The organism is Thermoactinomyces sp. DSM 45891 (assembly GCF_900119485.1).
Classification (GTDB): domain Bacteria; phylum Bacillota; class Bacilli; order Thermoactinomycetales; family Thermoactinomycetaceae; genus Baia.
The window spans coordinates 70,331-88,136 of record NZ_FPJZ01000001.1 but is presented as its reverse complement, the minus strand read 5'-3'; the positions used below and the strand labels follow the sequence as shown (position 1 = coordinate 88,136).

The following is a 17,806-nucleotide window of genomic DNA, read 5'->3' as shown; positions in this document are numbered from 1 at the left end:
AGTAAGCGAGGTGGATGTTTCTTGGAACAATCTGGGTCTTTTCAGACAACACTAGTTAATTTTTTGTTGCAAGGATCGGTGTCCGTACCAGTAATCCTTTTACAAGAATATAAGCAGGTTGGTTTAACAGAGAAAGATGTTATGATTCTCATCCATCTGATCAATTTTCAAGAGAAGGAATGGAATCCACTTCCTTCGATCCAATTGCTAGAATCTCGTATGCATATGAACTATGAAGAGATAAGCAATGCCCTTCATCACATGGTACAGCATGGTTTTATCGAATTGGAAGATGTTACGGATGAAAATGGACTTCAATCTGAAAGATATTCGTTAACTCCACTTTACAGACAGTTAGCCGCTAATTATATCGGTCGACAAACACACGAAATAGAGGAAGAAAATGCTTACCAAGGCCTGTTTCAATTATTTGAGAGGGAATTTGGGAGGGCTTTATCTCCGTTTGAGTGTGAGACATTGTCACGGTGGATCGATGAAGATGGATACTCAGATGATTTAATAGAGGCAGCATTACGAGAAGCTGTTTTTTGCGGAAAAGTAAGCTTTCGTTACATAGATCGAATTTTATTGGAATGGCAGAGAAATCAAATTCAAACTTCGGAGCAAGCTTTTGAATATACAAGACGTTTTCGATCCAAAGGAGTTTTGTATAAGCAAATGAAGCCGACAGAGATGGATACAGGAAATTTCTCCTTCTACAACTGGGTAAGTCAAGAATAGACGTATGCTGAAAACCAATCAGCATACGTCTATTTTTCTAGATAGGGGACAAATATACTTGTGACTTTGCTCACTTCAGGCATAATCTAATTCAAATAGGAGGGAGGTGGAGGTCTTGTCGCGAATAGGCATTCTCATTAGTCAGAAGATTTTCTCTGATTGCTTACGTCAGCGATCAGCATATGAATCCTTCGTTATGTACCATCGATTTGCGAAAAGAGAAGGTCTTACTCCCATTTTCTTTACCATTCAGCACGTGAATTTTAAGAATCGCACTGTTAAGGGTTTTCGATATAGAGAAGAACAAAATACGTTTCAAAGAGTAACCGTTCCCATCCCTGCTATCATTCATAACCGAGTGAAGCCAGTGAGTACCAAAAAACAAGTAGATCAACTAGTACGTACATCTGGTATAACAGTATTTAACCAAGATAATCGTTTGAATAAGTGGAAGGTGCATCAAGATTTATCTCAATTTCCAGAGATTTCTCCCTATCTTCCTAAAACAGAGCTACTATCTGTAAACAATTGGCGCATGTTACAGGAACAATATCCGGCTATCTATGTGAAGCCTCTGGAAAAAAGTTTAGGGATGGATATTTGTCGCATTGATCAAAAAGAAAATATATGGCGAATGGTACATTCTACTGGCGTGAAGGAAGCATATCCAAACTCTGAACTAGAAATTCAGTTAGAAAGAAAAGCTGAAAAAGATGAGTTCTTAATTCAACAAGCAATCTCAGTTCAAACCATTTATGATCAAGCGGTTGACTTCCGTATAGCAGTCCAAAAAGGCATGAACGGGGAATGGGGCGTCTCAGGTATGGTTGCCCGACTTGGCGTGAAGCATGGGATTGCAACTAATTTAGCTGTTGGTGGAAAATCGAAGAAGATGGATGAGGTTTTATGTGATTTAAAGATAAGTGATCCTCAAGGGATGAAGGAAAAGATCGAAAAGTTAGTAATCCTAGCAGCTCAAAAACTTGAAACGACCAATCCCGGCTTAGCCGATTTAGGTTTTGATATCGCAATTGATGTAGATGAAAAAATTTGGATTATCGAAGTAAATGGTCGAGATCTTCGAATTACGTTTTACCAAGCGCAAGATTTTGATTCATGGCATAAGACCATACAAAGACCCATGCAATATGCGGGTTATCTTGCAAAGCAAATGATACAACAGCAACAAGAGAGTCCAAAAGTTAGCATTGTTACTCCCGGAAATTTACCAGTTGATGAAGCAGGAAGTGGTTCAGTAGAAATTTGTTCGCGTCAGATTACCAACTATCTAAGTTATATGTTGTCTGTTACTTTAATAGGGGCTCATATTCATAATTTCAAGGAGATTCCAGCTCGACAAATCAATATTTCTTCTGAACGGAAGAGCTATCGGAAAGAAGTAACGAAATATTTGCTTCATAATCCAAATCAGATTATCCAATTTGAAAATCGTCCAATCTGGATTATGAATCCCCCTGTTAAAAAGCTACCAGGAAAAAAGGTTCTTTTTCTCCACTCAGAAACCTATATCAGAGCCCCTTACATCAACCCGAAAGAAAGAAGCAAGATTTTAAAGAAATACGATATGATTTTGGTAAACAGCCAGTACCTCCAATCACAAGTGCTTACGATGGAGGCTAGTCTTTCTGATCGTTGCCATGTGGTACCTCTAGGCGTAAATTTAGATATGTTTCCTTCTATTCATGATCCGGAATGCCTACAAAAGCGAATTCTAGAACGCCAAAAGCGAAATCTGGGAGGAAAGCCTGTCCTGCTTTTTGTAGGACGAATCATTCCCCAAAAAGGCCTCCATCATCTGTTAGAAGCGTTTGTAGAAGTAGTGAAACAGGAACCAAATGTGAAATTGTTGGTTGCTGGAAGTAGTTATTATGGCAAAGAGATTGAAACAGAATATCTTAAGAAATGTAGGAAAATAGTGGAGACGTGTGCAACACAAGTTGAATGGTTAGGTTATGTGCCAAATGACCAGCTTCCCTCTATTTATCAACTTGCAGATTTACTGATCACACCATCGGTAGGTAATGAGTCTTTTGGTCTGGTGAATCTGGAAGCGATGGCGACTGGACTACCGATTTTAAGTACCTCTGTGGGAGGAATTGGGGAAGTTGTTCAAGATGGAGTAAATGGGAAACTATTATCTCCAGATATTCTAAGTAAAAGGATCGAGAAGATTTTACTACATTGGCTAAATAATCCACAGCTATTAAAAGAAATGGGACAACAATCTCGTAAAATAGTAGAAGAGAAGTTTAACTGGAAGCGAGTTGCGGAGGATTTAAAGAACTACTATCAGCTACTGATGAAAGGAGAATAAAAAAGGAGCTGGAGCAAGCAGATCCTCCAGCTCCAGACTGGTTTTTAATACAAACAAAATTCAATATACAGGGGAAATGGTTCACAAACTACATATTAAGATTGAAGTTAACAAGATAGACAAGAGGATTTTTTGTTCAATTATTCACATATTCTTTAAAGTGTCACAAAGAGGCTTTTTATTATGTGTCCAATATGTGATAAGATGTGTTTGGTAGTAATCTCGAATTAAGGTATGGGAGGAGGACTTCCGATGTCTTTTTATGATTTTATGCAGTTATTTCTATATGCTGCTAACTGGAATTTGCAATTAAACTTATTATTTATTGGACTTGCTGTTGTGTATTTACTTATTACAGGACCGTATCGACATAGATTTCCCGGTAAGAATCCGGTTTCTGTTTCTCAGAAATTGTATTTTATGTTTGCGATCCTGATTGCCAATCTAGCGATTAGTAGCCCACTAGACCTCTTGGCGCATGAGTTATTTAGTATGCATATGCTTCAGATGTCGTTATTATTTATTGTGTTGCCACCGTTTTTATGGCTTGGTATACCAGATTGGATGATTCGTCCTATGATTGAATATAAGGGAATCCGTCCAGTATTTCGCTTTTTAACAGGCCCGGTCGTGATTCTTTTTTTATTCAATGGTGCCATTTCTCTATACCATGTGCCGATTGTTTTTGATGCTATCATGGAGAGTCATTTCCTACACTTTGTGTCCCACGCGATTCTACTTATTCTGGCTTTGTGCATGTGGTGGCCTATTGTTTGTCCGGTTCCAGAATGGGATAAAACGAAGCCATTATTCAAGTTAGCCTTTATCTTTTTAAATGGGTTTTTGCTGACACCTGCATGTGCTCTGATCATGTTTGGGGATCATGTGCTATTTGATACGTATCGTCAAATGTCTCAGCTTGCCCCTATTTTAACTCCTCTAAATGATCAGCAACTAGGGGGAGTTATTATGAAGATTGTGCAAGAGCTTGTTTATATATCCGCCATTGGGATTGTACTAAAAAGATGGATGAAAGAGCAAAAGAAAGAAGATGAGCGTGATTTGGCAGAGCTTATGTCCAGAAAGCCAGTTACGGAAGAGTAATGAAAATAGGAGAGTGTTACGCATGAAGAAGGGTTGGATTGCTGTTTTAACATGTAGTTTTATACTGACAACCGCTTGCTCTGGCCAAACCAAATCTACTACTGATGCCCCTCCTACCGTAGATGCTGGGACGCCAGAAGCTACTTATCAAAAAAATTGTATGAACTGCCATGGGATGAATTTGCAAGGAGGAACGGGTCCTGATCTGACGAAAGTTGGTAGTAAGCTTAGTAAAGAGGATATTCATAAGGTCTTGGAAAACGGTAAGGGCCGGATGCCTGCACAAAAAAGCTATATCAATGCAGAAGACTTAGAGAAATTGTCGACATGGCTCTCAGAAAAGAAATAATGAAAATAAGGAAACAGTTCTATATATGAAGAGCTGTTTTTTCTTTTGGCTTTAAATGCTATGTGAATGTAATAAAAAATTCATATGCTTGTTATAAAGGGATTGAATGAAACCATTCAAAGTATTATAATTCATACGATTAACTTAAAAAATTTAAGTAGGTGGCTATCATGTGCTATTTTCCCTTAGATCGGGAGCGGTTAGGTAGATTGATCCGTTCTTGTAGAAAAGAACGTTCTTTACGTCTAAAAGACCTACAGGACGAAAACATTTCAAGTGCCACGATTAGTTCTGTTGAACGTGGGATGAAAAATATTTCTTTTGAGAAAATTACATACTTATGCGGTAAATTGGATCTGGATGTTGATCAGTTCTCAGTGTTTGTTGAAGTCGAAGAAAAGCGAGAGATGAAATTACGAAATCAACTCAATTTTATTGAGCATTCGATGGATCTATTTGGTCCAGATCAGGGACTCGATCAATTACGTAGTTTTAAAATCGATCGAAAGAGCAGATGGTTGGCTCAATATACATATCTAAAAGGTAGATGCTATTTTCTTAAACAAAATTGGGAAAAAGCAAAAAGGCAACTACAAAGTACGTTAGATTTATTGGAAGCTGGAACAGATCTCGAATCTACAAACATAAAGGCTGCTTGTCAATATCTCTTTGCTAAGATTGCGATGGAAGAGCATAGTGATATCATACTTGCACAGAACTGGATTGACTTGGGAAGCCAATCGTTTGTTCAAGGGGGAGATCGTGGAGAGATTTGCTATGAATTATTGTTACTTAAAGCGAAGGTCTATATGGGTCAGGAAGATTGGGAGAAAGCACTCGGGATTGTGAATGAACTGTGGGAATCCCTTGATCAGGTTACGAATCCACACTTAAAGGTGGATTTATACCGTCTAAAGGCATTTTTCTGGTGTAAACAAGGCTATATAGCTGAAGCCACTTCTGCTGTGTTCCAAGGGCTTGAGTTAGCCAAGATGTGCATGTGGCGTGAAGGTGCAGTGGATCTGCTACATGTGTTGTCAAAGATCTATATCGAAGAAGGCGATTTTGAATCAGCAGAGAAAGTTTTGCTACAAGCTTCGACACATAAAGAGAAGCATTCACACGAATACCGGATGATTCAAACTTATCTATCTTTGGGGAACTTATATAATAATCAAGAAAGATGGAGTGAAGCGGAAGGCTGGCTTCGAGATGCTGTTAGGAAAGCAAAGAATCTTACAAATAAAATATATTATGTGATGGCTTTAGAGGCGCTTGGAGATTGTGAAAAAGGGAAAGGGGAAGAAGGCGAAGCCCTTCGGACCTATCAATCTGCATTGGAACAAGCAGAAAGGCACGGATTTGTTCCTCAATCTAAAACTTCCTTAATGAAAGTGATCCAATGTCAAGAGGTACTCAAACAAGAATTAACGTTCCGCGATTTGGAGCGTCTATACAGAATCGTATCACAAGAAAAGAGAGAATTACTGACTACCGTATAATCAAACAAAAGAAAGACCCAAGGACAAGCCTTTGGGTCTTTCTTTTGTACTAGTTTGGTGCTAGGTGAATATTCTATATATCATACTCTTTCTAGGAGGGTTTAGATATGAAAGGTGTTATATTAGCAGGTGGAACAGGCTCGCGTCTATATCCACTGACAAAAGTGACCAACAAGCATTTATTACCTGTAGGGAATACACCTATGATTTATCATCCCATCAAAAAGTTGATAGAAGCAGGGATTAGGGAGATATGTATTGTGACGGGTGTAGAGCATATGGGTGAAGTTGTCCGGCTCTTAGGAAGTGGGGAAGAATTTGAAGCAGAGTTTACGTATCGTGTACAGGATAAACCAGGAGGAATCGCCCAGGCGCTATATTTAGCTAGACATTTTACTGGTGATGATTTAATGGTAGTATTGTTAGGAGATAACGTCTTTGCAGATTCAATTAAACCATATGTAGAAGATTATATCGTTCAAGGGAGTGGTGCGAAAATTCTGCTGAAAGAAGTTGAACATCCTCAACGTTTTGGGGTGGCTGAGTTAGATGGAAATCGTGTTCGATCGATTGAAGAGAAACCGCAAAACCCTAAGAGCTCCTATTGTGTCACGGGTGTTTATATGTATGATTCAAAAGTTTATCAATATATTGAGCAACTAGAACCCTCAAAGCGGGGTGAATATGAGATTACGGATATAAATAATAAATATATTGAGCAAGATATTTGTTCCTACAATATTCTGTCGGATTGGTGGACCGATGCAGGTACATTTGAATCTCTGATAAGAGCTAATCAATTTGCATCCCAAATAATAGACAGGTGAAAGTATCGTAAGAAAGGGGAGTCAATTTTGGCAACCATTTTAGTAACAGGTGGAGCGGGGTTTATAGGGAGTCATTATATTCAGTTTCTGCTGGAGAATACCGATCACACAGTAATTAATATTGACAGTTTAGCTTATTCTGCCAATCGATTTAACAACATAGATGTGGAGTTATATCCTCAATACCAATTTGTGCAGGTTGATCTTGTTGACTCGCTACAAGTAACGGAGCTGTTTGATCGCTTTTCATTTACGGATGTAGTTCATTTTGCAGCAGAGTCACATGTGGATAGAAGCATTCATCTTGGTGCTGAGCCCTTTCTCATGACGAATATTGTGGGGACACATCGTTTATTAGAGGAAGTCCGGCGTCGGGGAATTGATCGATTTATTCAGATCTCCACAGATGAAGTATATGGTGATTTTCCTCAAGGGAGTGCGGATGAACAGACGAATCTTTCTCCTGGAAATCCGTACGCGGCAAGTAAGGCAGGCGCTGATCTATTATGCATGTCTTATGCAAATACGTATAATTTGCCTATTATTATTACACGTTGTACTAATAATTACGGTCCTAGACAGCATCCCGAGAAGTTGATCCCTAAGATGATTCAATCTTTAAGAGCGGGTAAACCCATTACCTTGTATGGAGATGGGTCCATGCAAAGAGATTGGATTTATGTATACGATCATTGTGCAGGGGTAGAAGCTGTACGAACGAAGGGGAATGTAGGAGAAATCTATCATATTGGTTCTGGAAAGCCGATTTCAAACCTCCACGTAGCAAAAATGGTATGTGATTTTATGGGGGCTTCTCATTCACTGATTGAATTTATAGACGATCGTCCTGGCCATGATACAAGATATTGTTTAGATAATACCAAGATAAATCGAGAATTAGGCTGGAATCCGACGATGACGTGGGAGGATGGGATTACTACAACCATGGATTGGTATCAATCTCAGACCGTTTGGTGGTCAGGAGTGAAATACTAAAGAAGTGAGTAGGGATATAGCGTGAAGATACTTGTAAACGGGGCAAACGGACAGCTGGGGCAATCGATTATTCAAGATTGGTCTAATCTAGCGGGGATATCAGTAAAAGGTTTTAGCCGCTTGGAGTGGGACATTGCAAACGCTGAGCAAACCATTCATATCATGAATGAAGAACTGCCAGATGTAGTAATTCATTGCGCTGCCTATACAAAAGTGGATGAAGCTGAAGGGACGGGAGGTTATTCCTCCTATCAAGTAAATGTAGAGGGAACTCGTAATGTAGCCTCAGCTTGTCAAAAAGTGGGGTCGAGGATGATTTATGTCAGTACGGATTATGTATTCGACGGAGATCAATCATCTGGATACACTGAATCTGCACCGACAAAGCCACTTAATTGGTATGGGCAAACAAAACGATTAGGCGAGCTCTGGACGTTGGCATTATGTAAAAATAGCATAGTCGTTCGCACTTCTTGGCTATACGGTATAGATGGGGCTAATTTTGTTTGGACTATGCTAAATCTAGCAAAGAAGCAGGATATGCTTTATGTAGTAGATGATCAATATGGCTCACCTACATACACAAGGGATTTGGGAGATGGATTATATCAACTCGTTCATACCCCGCAAGTAAAAGGGATTGTCCATATGAGTAATGTAGGTGGTTGTACGTGGTATCATTTTGCTAAAAAAATATTTTCATTTGCCGATGTGGAGATGCAGGTCGTACCTGTAGAAACAAAAGAGTTTGTCAGACCAGCGCAGAGACCTGTTAATTCCAATTTAATCCATAGTCGGTCGGGAGAAGGAATTAACCATCTACCACATTGGACAAAAGGATTAGCGAGATTCTTTTTAGATGGAAGGGAGAGAGGACTTCTTGATTGAGGGAGTAGTCTATAAAAAATGTGTAAAGCATTGTGATGATCGTGGCTATTTCACTGAGCTAGTGAGAGATGATGAGGAGCTTCTGGAACACTTCGGACAAATGTCAGCCTCTTTGACGTATCCAGGGGTGATTAAAGCATTTCACTATCATAAAAAGCAGGATGATATATGGTACTTTCCTGCAGGCAATGCTCAAGTTGTTTTATATGATTTACGAGAGGACTCTAGCACATACCGCCAAACAGATGTGTATTATTTAGGAGAGTTAAATCCGGGTGTGTTATTGATTCCGAAGGGGATCGCGCATGGCTATCGTGTTTTAGGGAATGAGCCAGCTGTCATCGTTTATCTAACAACAAAATCTTATCAGGCAAGTGATCCAGATGAATACCGGATTCCTTATAATGATAAGGTCATCAACTTTAATTGGGAAACACAATTCAAATAGAGAAAGGAGGAGGGCGAATGATTTCATCAGGGAGGCGTCGATTTTGGATTGCAACCCATGAAGAGTGGATTCGCCCTTCTTTAAAAAGCGAATTTTTTTCCTTCATAGGGGATACTTTTAAAAATTCAAATTGCAAATTAGTTTGTTTTACAAACAAAAAACTAAAACAAAAGCAAAATATACAATACATATCATTGGCACAGAGCAGACGGATATGGAAAGAAGCTCATGTCATCCTTACATTTGCTTCTCCTTCTATCAGTATGAAGGAAATTCATAGCAAGTCATTATTGCAAGGTATTCCTGTGATTACGGACGATGACGGTGATCATAGTTATTATGTTAATCATCTATATACAGGCTATATAGTCGATTTAAAAAAATGGAGAGAGAACTTAGTCTCTGCGGTAGAAATGATGGTAAAGGAGCCATCTGTGTGGTTAACCATGCGAGCAAATGCGAAGAGAATGGGGAAGATCTACTGGGGGAAATGGGATGGGGAGGTTTGAAGATTGTTCTGTAAGTATCATCATTCCAGTAAGGGATGAGTGGGCCTTAACCAGAGAATGTGTTGTGAGGATTTTACAACATACGAAGTGTAGACAGGTCCAAGTTATTTTAATAAACAATGGCTCACAAGAAAATCCGCCACCATTTCTTCTCCAACACTCTTCAATCACATGGATTCATAATCCATGGAATCGTGGATTCGCTAGTGCTACGAATCAGGGCTTACGGATTGCGACGGGTGATTATTTAGTATGCTTAAATAATGATACACGTCCCGGTCCGCATTGGTTAGCACAAATGGTTCACGTTTTACAAGTGTCCTCGCAATATGGAATGGTGGGTCCTGTCTCAAACAGAGTAATCCCTGAACAGAAGATACAAGTTCCTTCATTCCATTCAAAAGCGGAAATTGATGCCTTTACAAAAGGGTATAATCATACCGATTCATCAAAGTGGAGAAAAAGCAATCGTTTATCAGGTTTTTGTCTTGTGCTTCCGCGTTCTATCTACGAAGAGATAGGGGAAATGGATGAACGATATGGTTTAGGTACTTATGAAGATGATGATTACTCTTACCGTGTGAGAAAGGCTGGATATTATTGTATGGTGGCGGGTGACACCTATCTCCATCACTATGGAAGTCAGAGTTTTCAAAAGAGACCATATCAAGAATTTAAAAAGCTATTAAAGCAGAACAGAGCCTATTTTATTCGAAAATGGGGTGTTTCTCCGCCTGGAGAGCGAAAAGGGGAGTAGGGGCGGTGCAAATTGTCTATTTGCGATCAGGTATTAAAAAGCCATTTACCTTCATTGATCAGATGATTATCCGTGCATGCAAAACATTGGAGCATAACGTTATTACATGGAGCCCTGGAGATGAGTTCGATCAAAATTGGGATCGAATGAAAGGACGGATCAGTCCTCAACTTATTTTGGCTATGCATGGGGAAAGATTAACACCTAGTAATCGACAACTTTTGAAATCGATCACCCTCCCGAAAGCAATCTGGTTTACAGATGATCCATATGCGATTGATAAAGCGAAAACCATAGCACCCTTTTTTGACTACATTTTTACAAATGAATCGCAGGCAGTCGCCATCTATCAAGCTCAGTGCCCCTCAGCGAGTATCCATCACCTTCCTCTAGCGGTATCCTCTGATACTTATCAACCTCGAAAACAAATCTCGAAAAAGTATCTCTCAGATTTAGTAATGGTCGGATGCGGATTTGAAAACCGGATTCGATTTTTAAAGGCATCGGGTCAATCATTACGCCTTATGAAAACGAAGCTAGTAGGACCTGGTTGGTCCCTATTTTCCGAAAAGGGAGAGGTTCAAGTCCATCCGCAATGGGTTTCAGGGCTTGAAGCAAATTATTATTACTGTGGTGCAAAGATGGTACTAAATTTACATCGTTCCCATGATGATCCTCATTTAAAACAAAACAGTCAAAAAATTAAGGCGCATACCCCAAATAATCGATTATTTGAAATCGCTGCATGCAAATCGTTTCAGTTAATCGATCATCGCCCAGACCTATCTTCTTTATATGAGATGGGCAAGGAGATCATTTCTTTCTCAGGTGTAGAAGATTTTTTAGAGAAAAGTAAGTTTTATTTACCTCGTGTACGATTGCGTGAACAAATTGCTCATGCTGCCTATATGCGGACACGGAGGGACCACAGTTATGAAAAGAGGATACAAAAAATACTTTCTACCTGTGTCTTGTAATGTTCTGTCTATACTTGTGTCTTCAAATAGGCGGGAATGTGTAAAGTAAACGAATGAATAGTAGGCAAAAGCATACTCCAAGCCTTCTTCTTACACATATAGTAAAAATATGGAGGGATTTCGGATGACGAAGGAAGGATTTACGTTATGGTTTACAGGACTATCTGGTGCAGGAAAAACCACAATTGCCAAGTTAGTTGAATCCCTATTACTAGATAAGATGAATGTTCCAGTGCAGTTATTAGATGGAGATTTATTAAGAGAGGTAATCAATCAAGATTTAGGATTTAGTAAAGAGGACCGGATGAAGCAGATAAAGTGCGCTGTGTTTATGACACGACTCTTAAACAAAAATGGCGTTCATGTCCTTGCTTCGTTTATCACTCCTTATGAAGAGATGCGGCAGTATTGTTGTTCTCATATCCCGAATTACCATGAAATTTTTGTGGATTGTTCTTTAGAAGAGTGTATCCAACGCGATGTGAAAGGTCTTTATAAAAAAGCCATAGCTGGACAGATCAATCAATTTACTGGAATTAGTGATCCGTTTGAAACCCCCTTAGGACCCGATTTAATTTTAGATACTGTTACCGAATTTCCAGAAGAGAGTGCAGAGAAAGTTCTTTCATATATAGTAGAAAAACAACTCATCTAGAAAGGAGGACTACAATTGGCACGACCAAAAGTAGCGTTGATTGGTCTTGATTGTGCGGAACCAAGCTTAGTATTTGATCATTGGATCGATGATCTGCCAAATATCAAGCGGATTATGGAAAGTGGTGTGTATGCCCCTCTACGTAGTTGTGATCCTCCTATAACGGTTCCTGCATGGGCATGTATGATGACAGGAAAAGATCCAGGGCAATTAGGCTTCTACGGGTTTCGAAATCGAGCAGGGTATGACTATCTTGATGTAGGCTTAGTGGATAGTAGTCAACTAAATGAACCGACAGTATGGGATCAATTAGGAAAATACGGCTATAAATCGATCATAATGGGAGTTCCACCAACCTATCCACCCAAACCAATGAAAGGTTGTCTCGTTAGCTGCTTCTTAACTCCAGACCAGTCTGCAACACATACCTATCCACCCGAATTACAAGAAGAAATCAAAGAAAACGTAGGGGATTATCAATTTGATGTAAAGCACTTTCGTACACATCTAGTAGAAGAATTAACCAATGATATCTATCAAATGACCGAGACGAGATTTAAGACAGCAAAATATTTATTAGAGCATAAAGAATGGGACTTCTTTGCCATGGTTGAGATGGGAATTGATCGGATGCATCATGCATTTTGGCATTACATGGATGAGACACATGTACTACACAAACCTTCTCCTTATCAAAATGTCATATTTCGATACTATCAATACGTTGACCAACAGATAGGGGAGTTATTGGAACAAATTCCAGAAGGAACCCATGTATTTATTGTCTCAGATCATGGAGCAAAGAAGATGGATGGTGGATTCTGCATAAATGAATGGCTCATAAATGAAGGTTATCTCACTTTAAAAGGATCCGTTACCGAACCCACTCCATTAACACCGGATATAGTTAACTGGAATAAGACGAAAGCATGGGGATACGGGGGATATTACGGACGGTTATGTCTGAATATCAAAGGGAGAGAACCCGATGGAATTATCCCTTTTAAACAAGCTGAGAAGCTTCGAAATGAAATCATCCAAAAGATTAAGAGTGTACGAAATGAACTGGGAGTCCTTATGAACAACAAAGTTTTTAAACCCCAGAAGCGTTATACAATGGTAAAAAATATTCCGCCTGATCTATTGATCTATTTTGGGGATTTATACTGGAGATCGGTTGGGACGGTAGGTAACGGAACTCTTTTTGTGAAAGAAAATGATACGGGTCCAGATGGTGCAAACCACGATTATAACGGTATTTTCATTCAGGGGGTCAAGAATAAGGATACTCGTAAATTCCAAAGGGTAGATCGCTTGCATATCACAGATGTAGCCCCTACTATTTTAAATATCTTTCAGATACCTCCCATGAAAGGGATTTTAGGGAAAGCTAAAGTATGGTAAGAAGATAGGAGTAACTTTGTTCAAACAAGTTGCTCCTATTAGTAATAGTTTATATAATTTGATAAAAAAGGAGCCCGATATGCTAATAAAATTCATTCAATGCCACGTGAAAATAAATAACAAAAATGCATTTTCTAAGGCCCAACAGAAGTGGAAAGAGATAAGAAAGTCCAAAGGATTTAAAGGACAGATTGGAGGGTGGGGTGATCGTGATAACCAGCAGGCAACCATCTTATCGCTATGGGAGACAGAAGAAAACTACCAGACTTTCATGAAAGAAAAGCATGGTCTTATCTATGACAAAACCAAACAAAAAGATATTTTTGAATCTATGGAAGTACAAACATTTCAAGTAATAAAGCATTCCATGAATATAGGTATTGATAAGATCTGGAAGGAAGCAAGTGTTGTACAAGCTATCCTATGTAAGGTTGTACCCGAGCAGGCCCATCGATTTATTGAGACACAGGAGAAGATGATTGTGCCGAATGTGTCAAGTTTCGATGGTGTTTTAGGGATGTGTCTAGGGCGTAAAGATTCTACATTTTTGGTTGTAAGCTTCTGGGATCGCATGGTCAATCATGAGAATTATATGTTGCATGCATTTCAACATTTTCGTGAGCAAACAGAATCAGAGTCAGAGCAATATCTAACTCATGCGAAAGGATCCCTCCTACATATTGAGAAAAAATGGATAGTAAATCCAAAAAGGTATATTCGTAAGCTTCGGAATTTAAATATATATAGCTCCCTCGATATTAAGAAAAACAAGTAGCCTTGCATGAATGGAAGGCTACTTGTTTTTCTTAATATCCTAGCTCACTTAACCGCTTCTTCACTTTTTCCTCTTCCGCTACCGTTAGACGGTTCATTTTTACTTTAACACCTTTAGAAAGAGGATCGGGTCTGCGATATTTTCGAAGCATCTGGGCAACCCATTTTTTCATCTGATGCTGAAGACGTCGTGCTACATGTGGATGCTGAGAGATGACATTCTTTGTTTCGCATGGATCTTGAATTAAGTTGTAAAGTTCAAACTTGGGATTCCCATAAACATCACGCTCTAGGGATTGGATGAGTTTCCATTGTTGATTACGAATGGATCGTTTACACTGCCAGTTTGCTTCACAAGAAACGACAAATGAACGATGATTCTGCTTGTTAGCGAGTGTGAGTGATAGTAGAGATGTTCCGTCGATCGGATCCATCCCCCTTGGAATGGGTATCTCAGCCATCTCCATGATAGTAGGCACAATATCAGCATGTTGAACAAGTTTGGTAACGCGTTTATCACTAGGTAGTTTTTGTGGATAAGTGATCATAAGGGGAACATGAAGTGTGGATTCATAAAGTCCGTGATGATCAAAGAAAATTTTATGTTCCCCTAAGCTCTCACCGTGATCGGAAGTTAAGATAATCATGGTATCTTCATAGATACCGAGTTGCTTGATTTCTTCTATTAATTCCCCTATATAGTGGTCAACCTGTTTGACGGTGCCATCATAATCTTTTTGAATTTGGGTAATACTCTTCTGACCCTGATTGTATTTAGATATAAAACTCCAGAGTGGTTCTCGTAGACAGGCCTTTAGTGATGGTTCATTGGACTGTGCTCGAACGGGTGACTGCTCTGAGGACCAATTTGCAAATTTCTTCTCTGGTTGATAGGGATAGTGTGGATCCCAATAATGGAGAAATAAAAAGAAATCAGGTTCTTGTGCGTGTTTCTTTAGCCAAGGAATCGCATTCTGGTTAATTTCCTTTGCACTGAGGTTAAGGTGTGTGGATCGATTTTCAGAGGGGTCTAAGTATGTGTCAAATCCCCTTTTAAACCATGGGTTCGACTTCCCGGTAATTCGATAATTACAATCAACAGCAGCCGTTTTATAGCCTTTTCTCTGGAGGATAACAGGGAGTGGAATCAGGCGCTGTGGAATTTTGATTGGTTTCATGTTGACGATGCCGTGTTGATATGGATTTTTGCCCGTTAGTATCGTTGTAAAGCTACTTTGGGTTACGTTATACAGATGACTGTAATAAACATTAAAAAAGCAATCCATTTATTCAGATTGGCCAATTCGTATTAAAGTCTTGGATATACAACCAATGTAAACTTGTCTAGCTTTTGATGTGGCTCTTTTTCGTAACTACAATAATCAATTACTTTCTTTAAGAGCATATTCTTCTCTTTGGGGTCTTTTAGCCGCGGATATTGGTATAGAACATGTTCGACACTAGGAATGATTTTTACTTTTGCTTTAAGACGTGTATTTTCTACGTCTAATTCTTGGATAGCTTTTTTGAGTGACTCCTGAATATGTTTGGTACGTTCTGCGATATTGATGGATCTTTCCAAATAAGTTTGTTCGTCATAGATGCCACGCTCTAAGAAGTCATGCAAATTTCCTTTTTGTGTTTCTAAGCTTCTTATTTCTTGTTGTAAAGTAGTAATACTGGTTTCAAGAAGGCGTATGCTTGATGTATCGTCTTTTCCTATAGCATTCAAATCTTGCTCAGATACACTTACTTTATATTCATCTAACCATTGCTGTAAAGAATGTAATAATCGTTGTTCGACAAACTCGAAAACACTAGATCTACATTTACACGTTATTTCTCTACAACAAAGACGGTCTCTTGCGCCTCTACCCTGTGCCCTCTTCAGCATAGAGTTGTTACATTTTTTACATCTGATTAAGCCTGCAAGTGGGTTTGTTATTTTTTTATTACTTTTATAGGGGACGTGAACTCTATTCTTAAGTATTCCCTGGGCTTTTTCATAGAGTTCTGTTGAAATAATTGGTTCATGCAGTCCTTCAACGTCGATCCATTTATCTTTTGGCTGTAGGGACTGTTCGTATTTCCTGTTGGGATCTGCGGATTTTTTTCTGATTTGCTTTTTCCATTGGATTCGTCCAGTATAAACGGCATTTTTTAATATAACTAGAACACATGCCGGGTCCCATGTTCTTCCTGTATAACTGAGATAACCTAGCTCATTTAATTTATGAGCAATTCTCCTAGATCCTATTCTGTTTTCTGGGATATCGCTTGTATACCAGTCAAAGATCATTTTTACTACTAGAGATTTTTCAGGATCTGGAACCAAAGTTCGTTGCTTCTTGTCTTTGACTATTTGGTAGCCGTAAGGCGCATGAGTGCCTAAATAATTTCCTTCCATGACAGCTCTTTTGATCCCGCTTTGCATACGTCGGGTAATGAGCTTTAATTCTTTACGAGCCATAAATGCTTCAAATTCACTATATTCCTCATCAAACTCATCTTGAAGATCATATGTTTTTCGAGGTGTAATAATTCTGGTTTCTGATTTCTGGAACGTTTCTAAAATCAAACCTTGCTCCCGCATGTTGCCACGGCCTAGTCGATCCATATCCATTACCAGTACCGCATCATAAAGTTTATTTTCCACTTCTTTTAATAACTCCATCATCTCAGGACGGTGTAATAAACTTTCTCCAGAAACAACCTCTTGCCTTACTTTAATTACGTTTAAGCTCATGTCTTTTGCCAGCTTAAAGAGTGCTCTTTTATGTTTAGCGAGTGTTTCTTCTTCTCCTCGATTTTCCGCCTCTATATCTGCTCTGGACTTACGAAGATACATTGCAACTCGTTCCATGTTGTTCACTTCCCTTGTTGTTATTTATATGAATGATGAATGAAATTATATACTTGTTACATCAGTAAAGTATTGGGGACACCCAATACTTTACTTAACTTGATCTGCGTGCAAATTGAATGATACTGGTGTACGGACGATAGGAAATCAGTATACCTACGGCAATTCCAACCGCACCAATGAATAGATTTTTAATAATGTTTCCGGCAAGCCAACCAAATAAATCTAGAAAGAAATTACTCAAGTAAAAAGACTCCTTTTTACGAAACTATTCTATTAATCATCTCTTTTCACCTCTTTTTCGTTTTGTATACGTTTCTCATAGTCTTTCAATTTCTTTATATAGATTTGATAGATCTCGTCAATTAGATTTTGTTTCTCGTCGTCGGGGAGTTTTTTATTATAACGGATGCCGGATAGGATATTTTGGAGTGTCTTGTTGGACTCTAATGCTTCATAAATACCTAAAGGGGTTTTCTCCATTTTCTCAAATAGAATTCGCTCATCAATATGATAGGTTTGAGCTAATTCTCGTATGAATAAATCACTAGGAACCCTTTTAAAGGGGTGTCTTTTTGCTTTCTTTTATCTCTTTTGGTAGATTCGTTCTATAATCGATCTGGCAAGCAATATGATTGACTCTAGCAATGTCCAAATATCGGGAATTAGCGATCCGG

The 17,806-nt window shown here is 38.9% G+C and carries 18 protein-coding genes; 15 read left to right on the top strand and 3 right to left on the bottom strand.

The window, feature by feature from the left end; genetic code table 11:
• Positions 1-21: 21 nt before the first annotated feature.
• The 15 genes from BT147_RS00440 to BT147_RS00370 all read left to right on the top strand — a co-directional run bounded on the left by BT147_RS00440 (position 22) and on the right by BT147_RS00370 (position 14,267).
• Positions 22-741 carry a DnaD domain-containing protein gene (locus tag BT147_RS00440; RefSeq protein WP_072329797.1) on the top strand — a complete coding sequence of 240 codons (720 nt, stop codon included), beginning with the start codon at positions 22-24 and terminating at the stop codon, positions 739-741.
• A gap of 115 nt (positions 742-856) precedes the next feature.
• The gene (locus BT147_RS00435) at positions 857-3,076 is read left to right on the top strand and encodes a YheC/YheD family protein (RefSeq protein WP_072329796.1); all 2,220 of its coding nucleotides are present in this window, start codon (positions 857-859) and stop codon (positions 3,074-3,076) included.
• Between the two features lie 252 nt (positions 3,077-3,328).
• On the top strand, positions 3,329-4,180 hold the full coding sequence (locus BT147_RS00430) for a cytochrome c oxidase assembly protein (RefSeq protein ID WP_072329794.1): 852 nt from the start codon (positions 3,329-3,331) through the stop codon (positions 4,178-4,180).
• A gap of 22 nt (positions 4,181-4,202) precedes the next feature.
• Positions 4,203-4,529 carry a c-type cytochrome gene (locus tag BT147_RS00425; RefSeq protein WP_072329792.1) on the top strand — a complete coding sequence of 109 codons (327 nt, stop codon included), beginning with the start codon at positions 4,203-4,205 and terminating at the stop codon, positions 4,527-4,529.
• Positions 4,530-4,699: 170 nt separating this feature from the next.
• The gene (locus BT147_RS00420) at positions 4,700-6,031 is read left to right on the top strand and encodes a helix-turn-helix domain-containing protein (RefSeq protein WP_072329790.1); all 1,332 of its coding nucleotides are present in this window, start codon (positions 4,700-4,702) and stop codon (positions 6,029-6,031) included.
• A gap of 107 nt (positions 6,032-6,138) precedes the next feature.
• The gene (locus BT147_RS00415; protein ID WP_072329788.1) at positions 6,139-6,858 is read left to right on the top strand and encodes a sugar phosphate nucleotidyltransferase; all 720 of its coding nucleotides are present in this window, start codon (positions 6,139-6,141) and stop codon (positions 6,856-6,858) included.
• 27 nt (positions 6,859-6,885) lie between these two features.
• The gene (gene rfbB / locus BT147_RS00410) at positions 6,886-7,854 is read left to right on the top strand and encodes a dTDP-glucose 4,6-dehydratase (RefSeq protein WP_072329786.1); all 969 of its coding nucleotides are present in this window, start codon (positions 6,886-6,888) and stop codon (positions 7,852-7,854) included.
• Positions 7,855-7,875: 21 nt separating this feature from the next.
• Positions 7,876-8,742 (top strand): dTDP-4-dehydrorhamnose reductase, encoded by an 867-nt coding sequence (gene rfbD / locus BT147_RS00405; RefSeq protein ID WP_072329784.1) that lies wholly within the window; start codon positions 7,876-7,878, stop codon positions 8,740-8,742.
• Complete coding sequence (locus BT147_RS00400) at positions 8,735-9,190, top strand: dTDP-4-dehydrorhamnose 3,5-epimerase family protein (protein WP_072329782.1); 456 nt, start codon at positions 8,735-8,737, stop codon at positions 9,188-9,190. Before rfbD ends, BT147_RS00400 begins: the two co-directional genes overlap by 8 nt.
• A 17-nt stretch (positions 9,191-9,207) precedes the next feature.
• Positions 9,208-9,699, top strand: a complete 492-nt coding sequence (locus tag BT147_RS00395; protein WP_072329780.1) for a glycosyltransferase family protein — start codon at positions 9,208-9,210, stop codon at positions 9,697-9,699.
• On the top strand, positions 9,686-10,456 hold the full coding sequence (locus BT147_RS00390; RefSeq protein WP_072329778.1) for a glycosyltransferase family 2 protein: 771 nt from the start codon (positions 9,686-9,688) through the stop codon (positions 10,454-10,456). Before BT147_RS00395 ends, BT147_RS00390 begins: the two co-directional genes overlap by 14 nt.
• A 5-nt stretch (positions 10,457-10,461) precedes the next feature.
• Entirely contained in the window at positions 10,462-11,433 is a 972-nt protein-coding gene (locus BT147_RS00385; RefSeq protein ID WP_072329776.1) for a CgeB family protein, read from the top strand.
• 124 nt (positions 11,434-11,557) lie between these two features.
• Positions 11,558-12,088: an adenylyl-sulfate kinase gene (gene cysC, locus BT147_RS00380; protein ID WP_083426254.1), complete on the top strand. Its 531-nt coding sequence runs from the start codon at positions 11,558-11,560 to the stop codon at positions 12,086-12,088.
• 15 nt (positions 12,089-12,103) lie between these two features.
• Positions 12,104-13,492, top strand: a complete 1,389-nt coding sequence (locus tag BT147_RS00375; RefSeq protein ID WP_072329772.1) for an alkaline phosphatase family protein — start codon at positions 12,104-12,106, stop codon at positions 13,490-13,492.
• Between the two features lie 79 nt (positions 13,493-13,571).
• Positions 13,572-14,267, top strand: coding sequence for a DUF4937 domain-containing protein (locus BT147_RS00370; protein ID WP_072329770.1), 696 nt, complete (start codon positions 13,572-13,574; stop codon positions 14,265-14,267).
• 31 nt (positions 14,268-14,298) lie between these two features.
• On the opposite strand, the gene BT147_RS00365 is transcribed toward BT147_RS00370, so the two are convergent.
• The 3 genes from BT147_RS00365 to BT147_RS15330 form a co-directional block, all read right to left on the bottom strand.
• Positions 14,299-15,552 (bottom strand): sulfatase family protein, encoded by a 1,254-nt coding sequence (locus BT147_RS00365; protein ID WP_072329768.1) that lies wholly within the window; start codon positions 15,550-15,552, stop codon positions 14,299-14,301.
• A gap of 23 nt (positions 15,553-15,575) precedes the next feature.
• Entirely contained in the window at positions 15,576-17,129 is a 1,554-nt protein-coding gene (locus tag BT147_RS00360) for a recombinase family protein (RefSeq protein WP_072329766.1), read from the bottom strand.
• Positions 17,130-17,223: 94 nt separating this feature from the next.
• Positions 17,224-17,373 (bottom strand): hypothetical protein, encoded by a 150-nt coding sequence (locus tag BT147_RS15330; protein ID WP_177239613.1) that lies wholly within the window; start codon positions 17,371-17,373, stop codon positions 17,224-17,226.
• Positions 17,374-17,806 lie beyond the last annotated feature (433 nt).

Bases quoted from the DNA above. Each gene is read 5' to 3' on its own strand.
- BT147_RS00420 (WP_072329790.1), top strand. From the start codon at position 4,700: ATGTGCTATTTTCCCTTAGATCGGGAGCGGTTAGGTAGATTGATCCGT.
- BT147_RS00430 (WP_072329794.1), top strand. From the start codon at position 3,329: ATGTCTTTTTATGATTTTATGCAGTTATTTCTATATGCTGCTAACTGG.
- BT147_RS00425 (WP_072329792.1), top strand. From the start codon at position 4,203: ATGAAGAAGGGTTGGATTGCTGTTTTAACATGTAGTTTTATACTGACA.
- BT147_RS00365 (WP_072329768.1), bottom strand. From the start codon at position 15,552: ATGGATTGCTTTTTTAATGTTTATTACAGTCATCTGTATAACGTAACC.
- BT147_RS00390 (WP_072329778.1), top strand. From the start codon at position 9,686: ATGGGGAGGTTTGAAGATTGTTCTGTAAGTATCATCATTCCAGTAAGG.
- BT147_RS00415 (WP_072329788.1), top strand. From the start codon at position 6,139: ATGAAAGGTGTTATATTAGCAGGTGGAACAGGCTCGCGTCTATATCCA.
- BT147_RS00360 (WP_072329766.1), bottom strand. From the start codon at position 17,129: ATGGAACGAGTTGCAATGTATCTTCGTAAGTCCAGAGCAGATATAGAG.
- BT147_RS00395 (WP_072329780.1), top strand. From the start codon at position 9,208: ATGATTTCATCAGGGAGGCGTCGATTTTGGATTGCAACCCATGAAGAG.
- cysC (WP_083426254.1), top strand. From the start codon at position 11,558: ATGACGAAGGAAGGATTTACGTTATGGTTTACAGGACTATCTGGTGCA.
- BT147_RS00370 (WP_072329770.1), top strand. From the start codon at position 13,572: ATGCTAATAAAATTCATTCAATGCCACGTGAAAATAAATAACAAAAAT.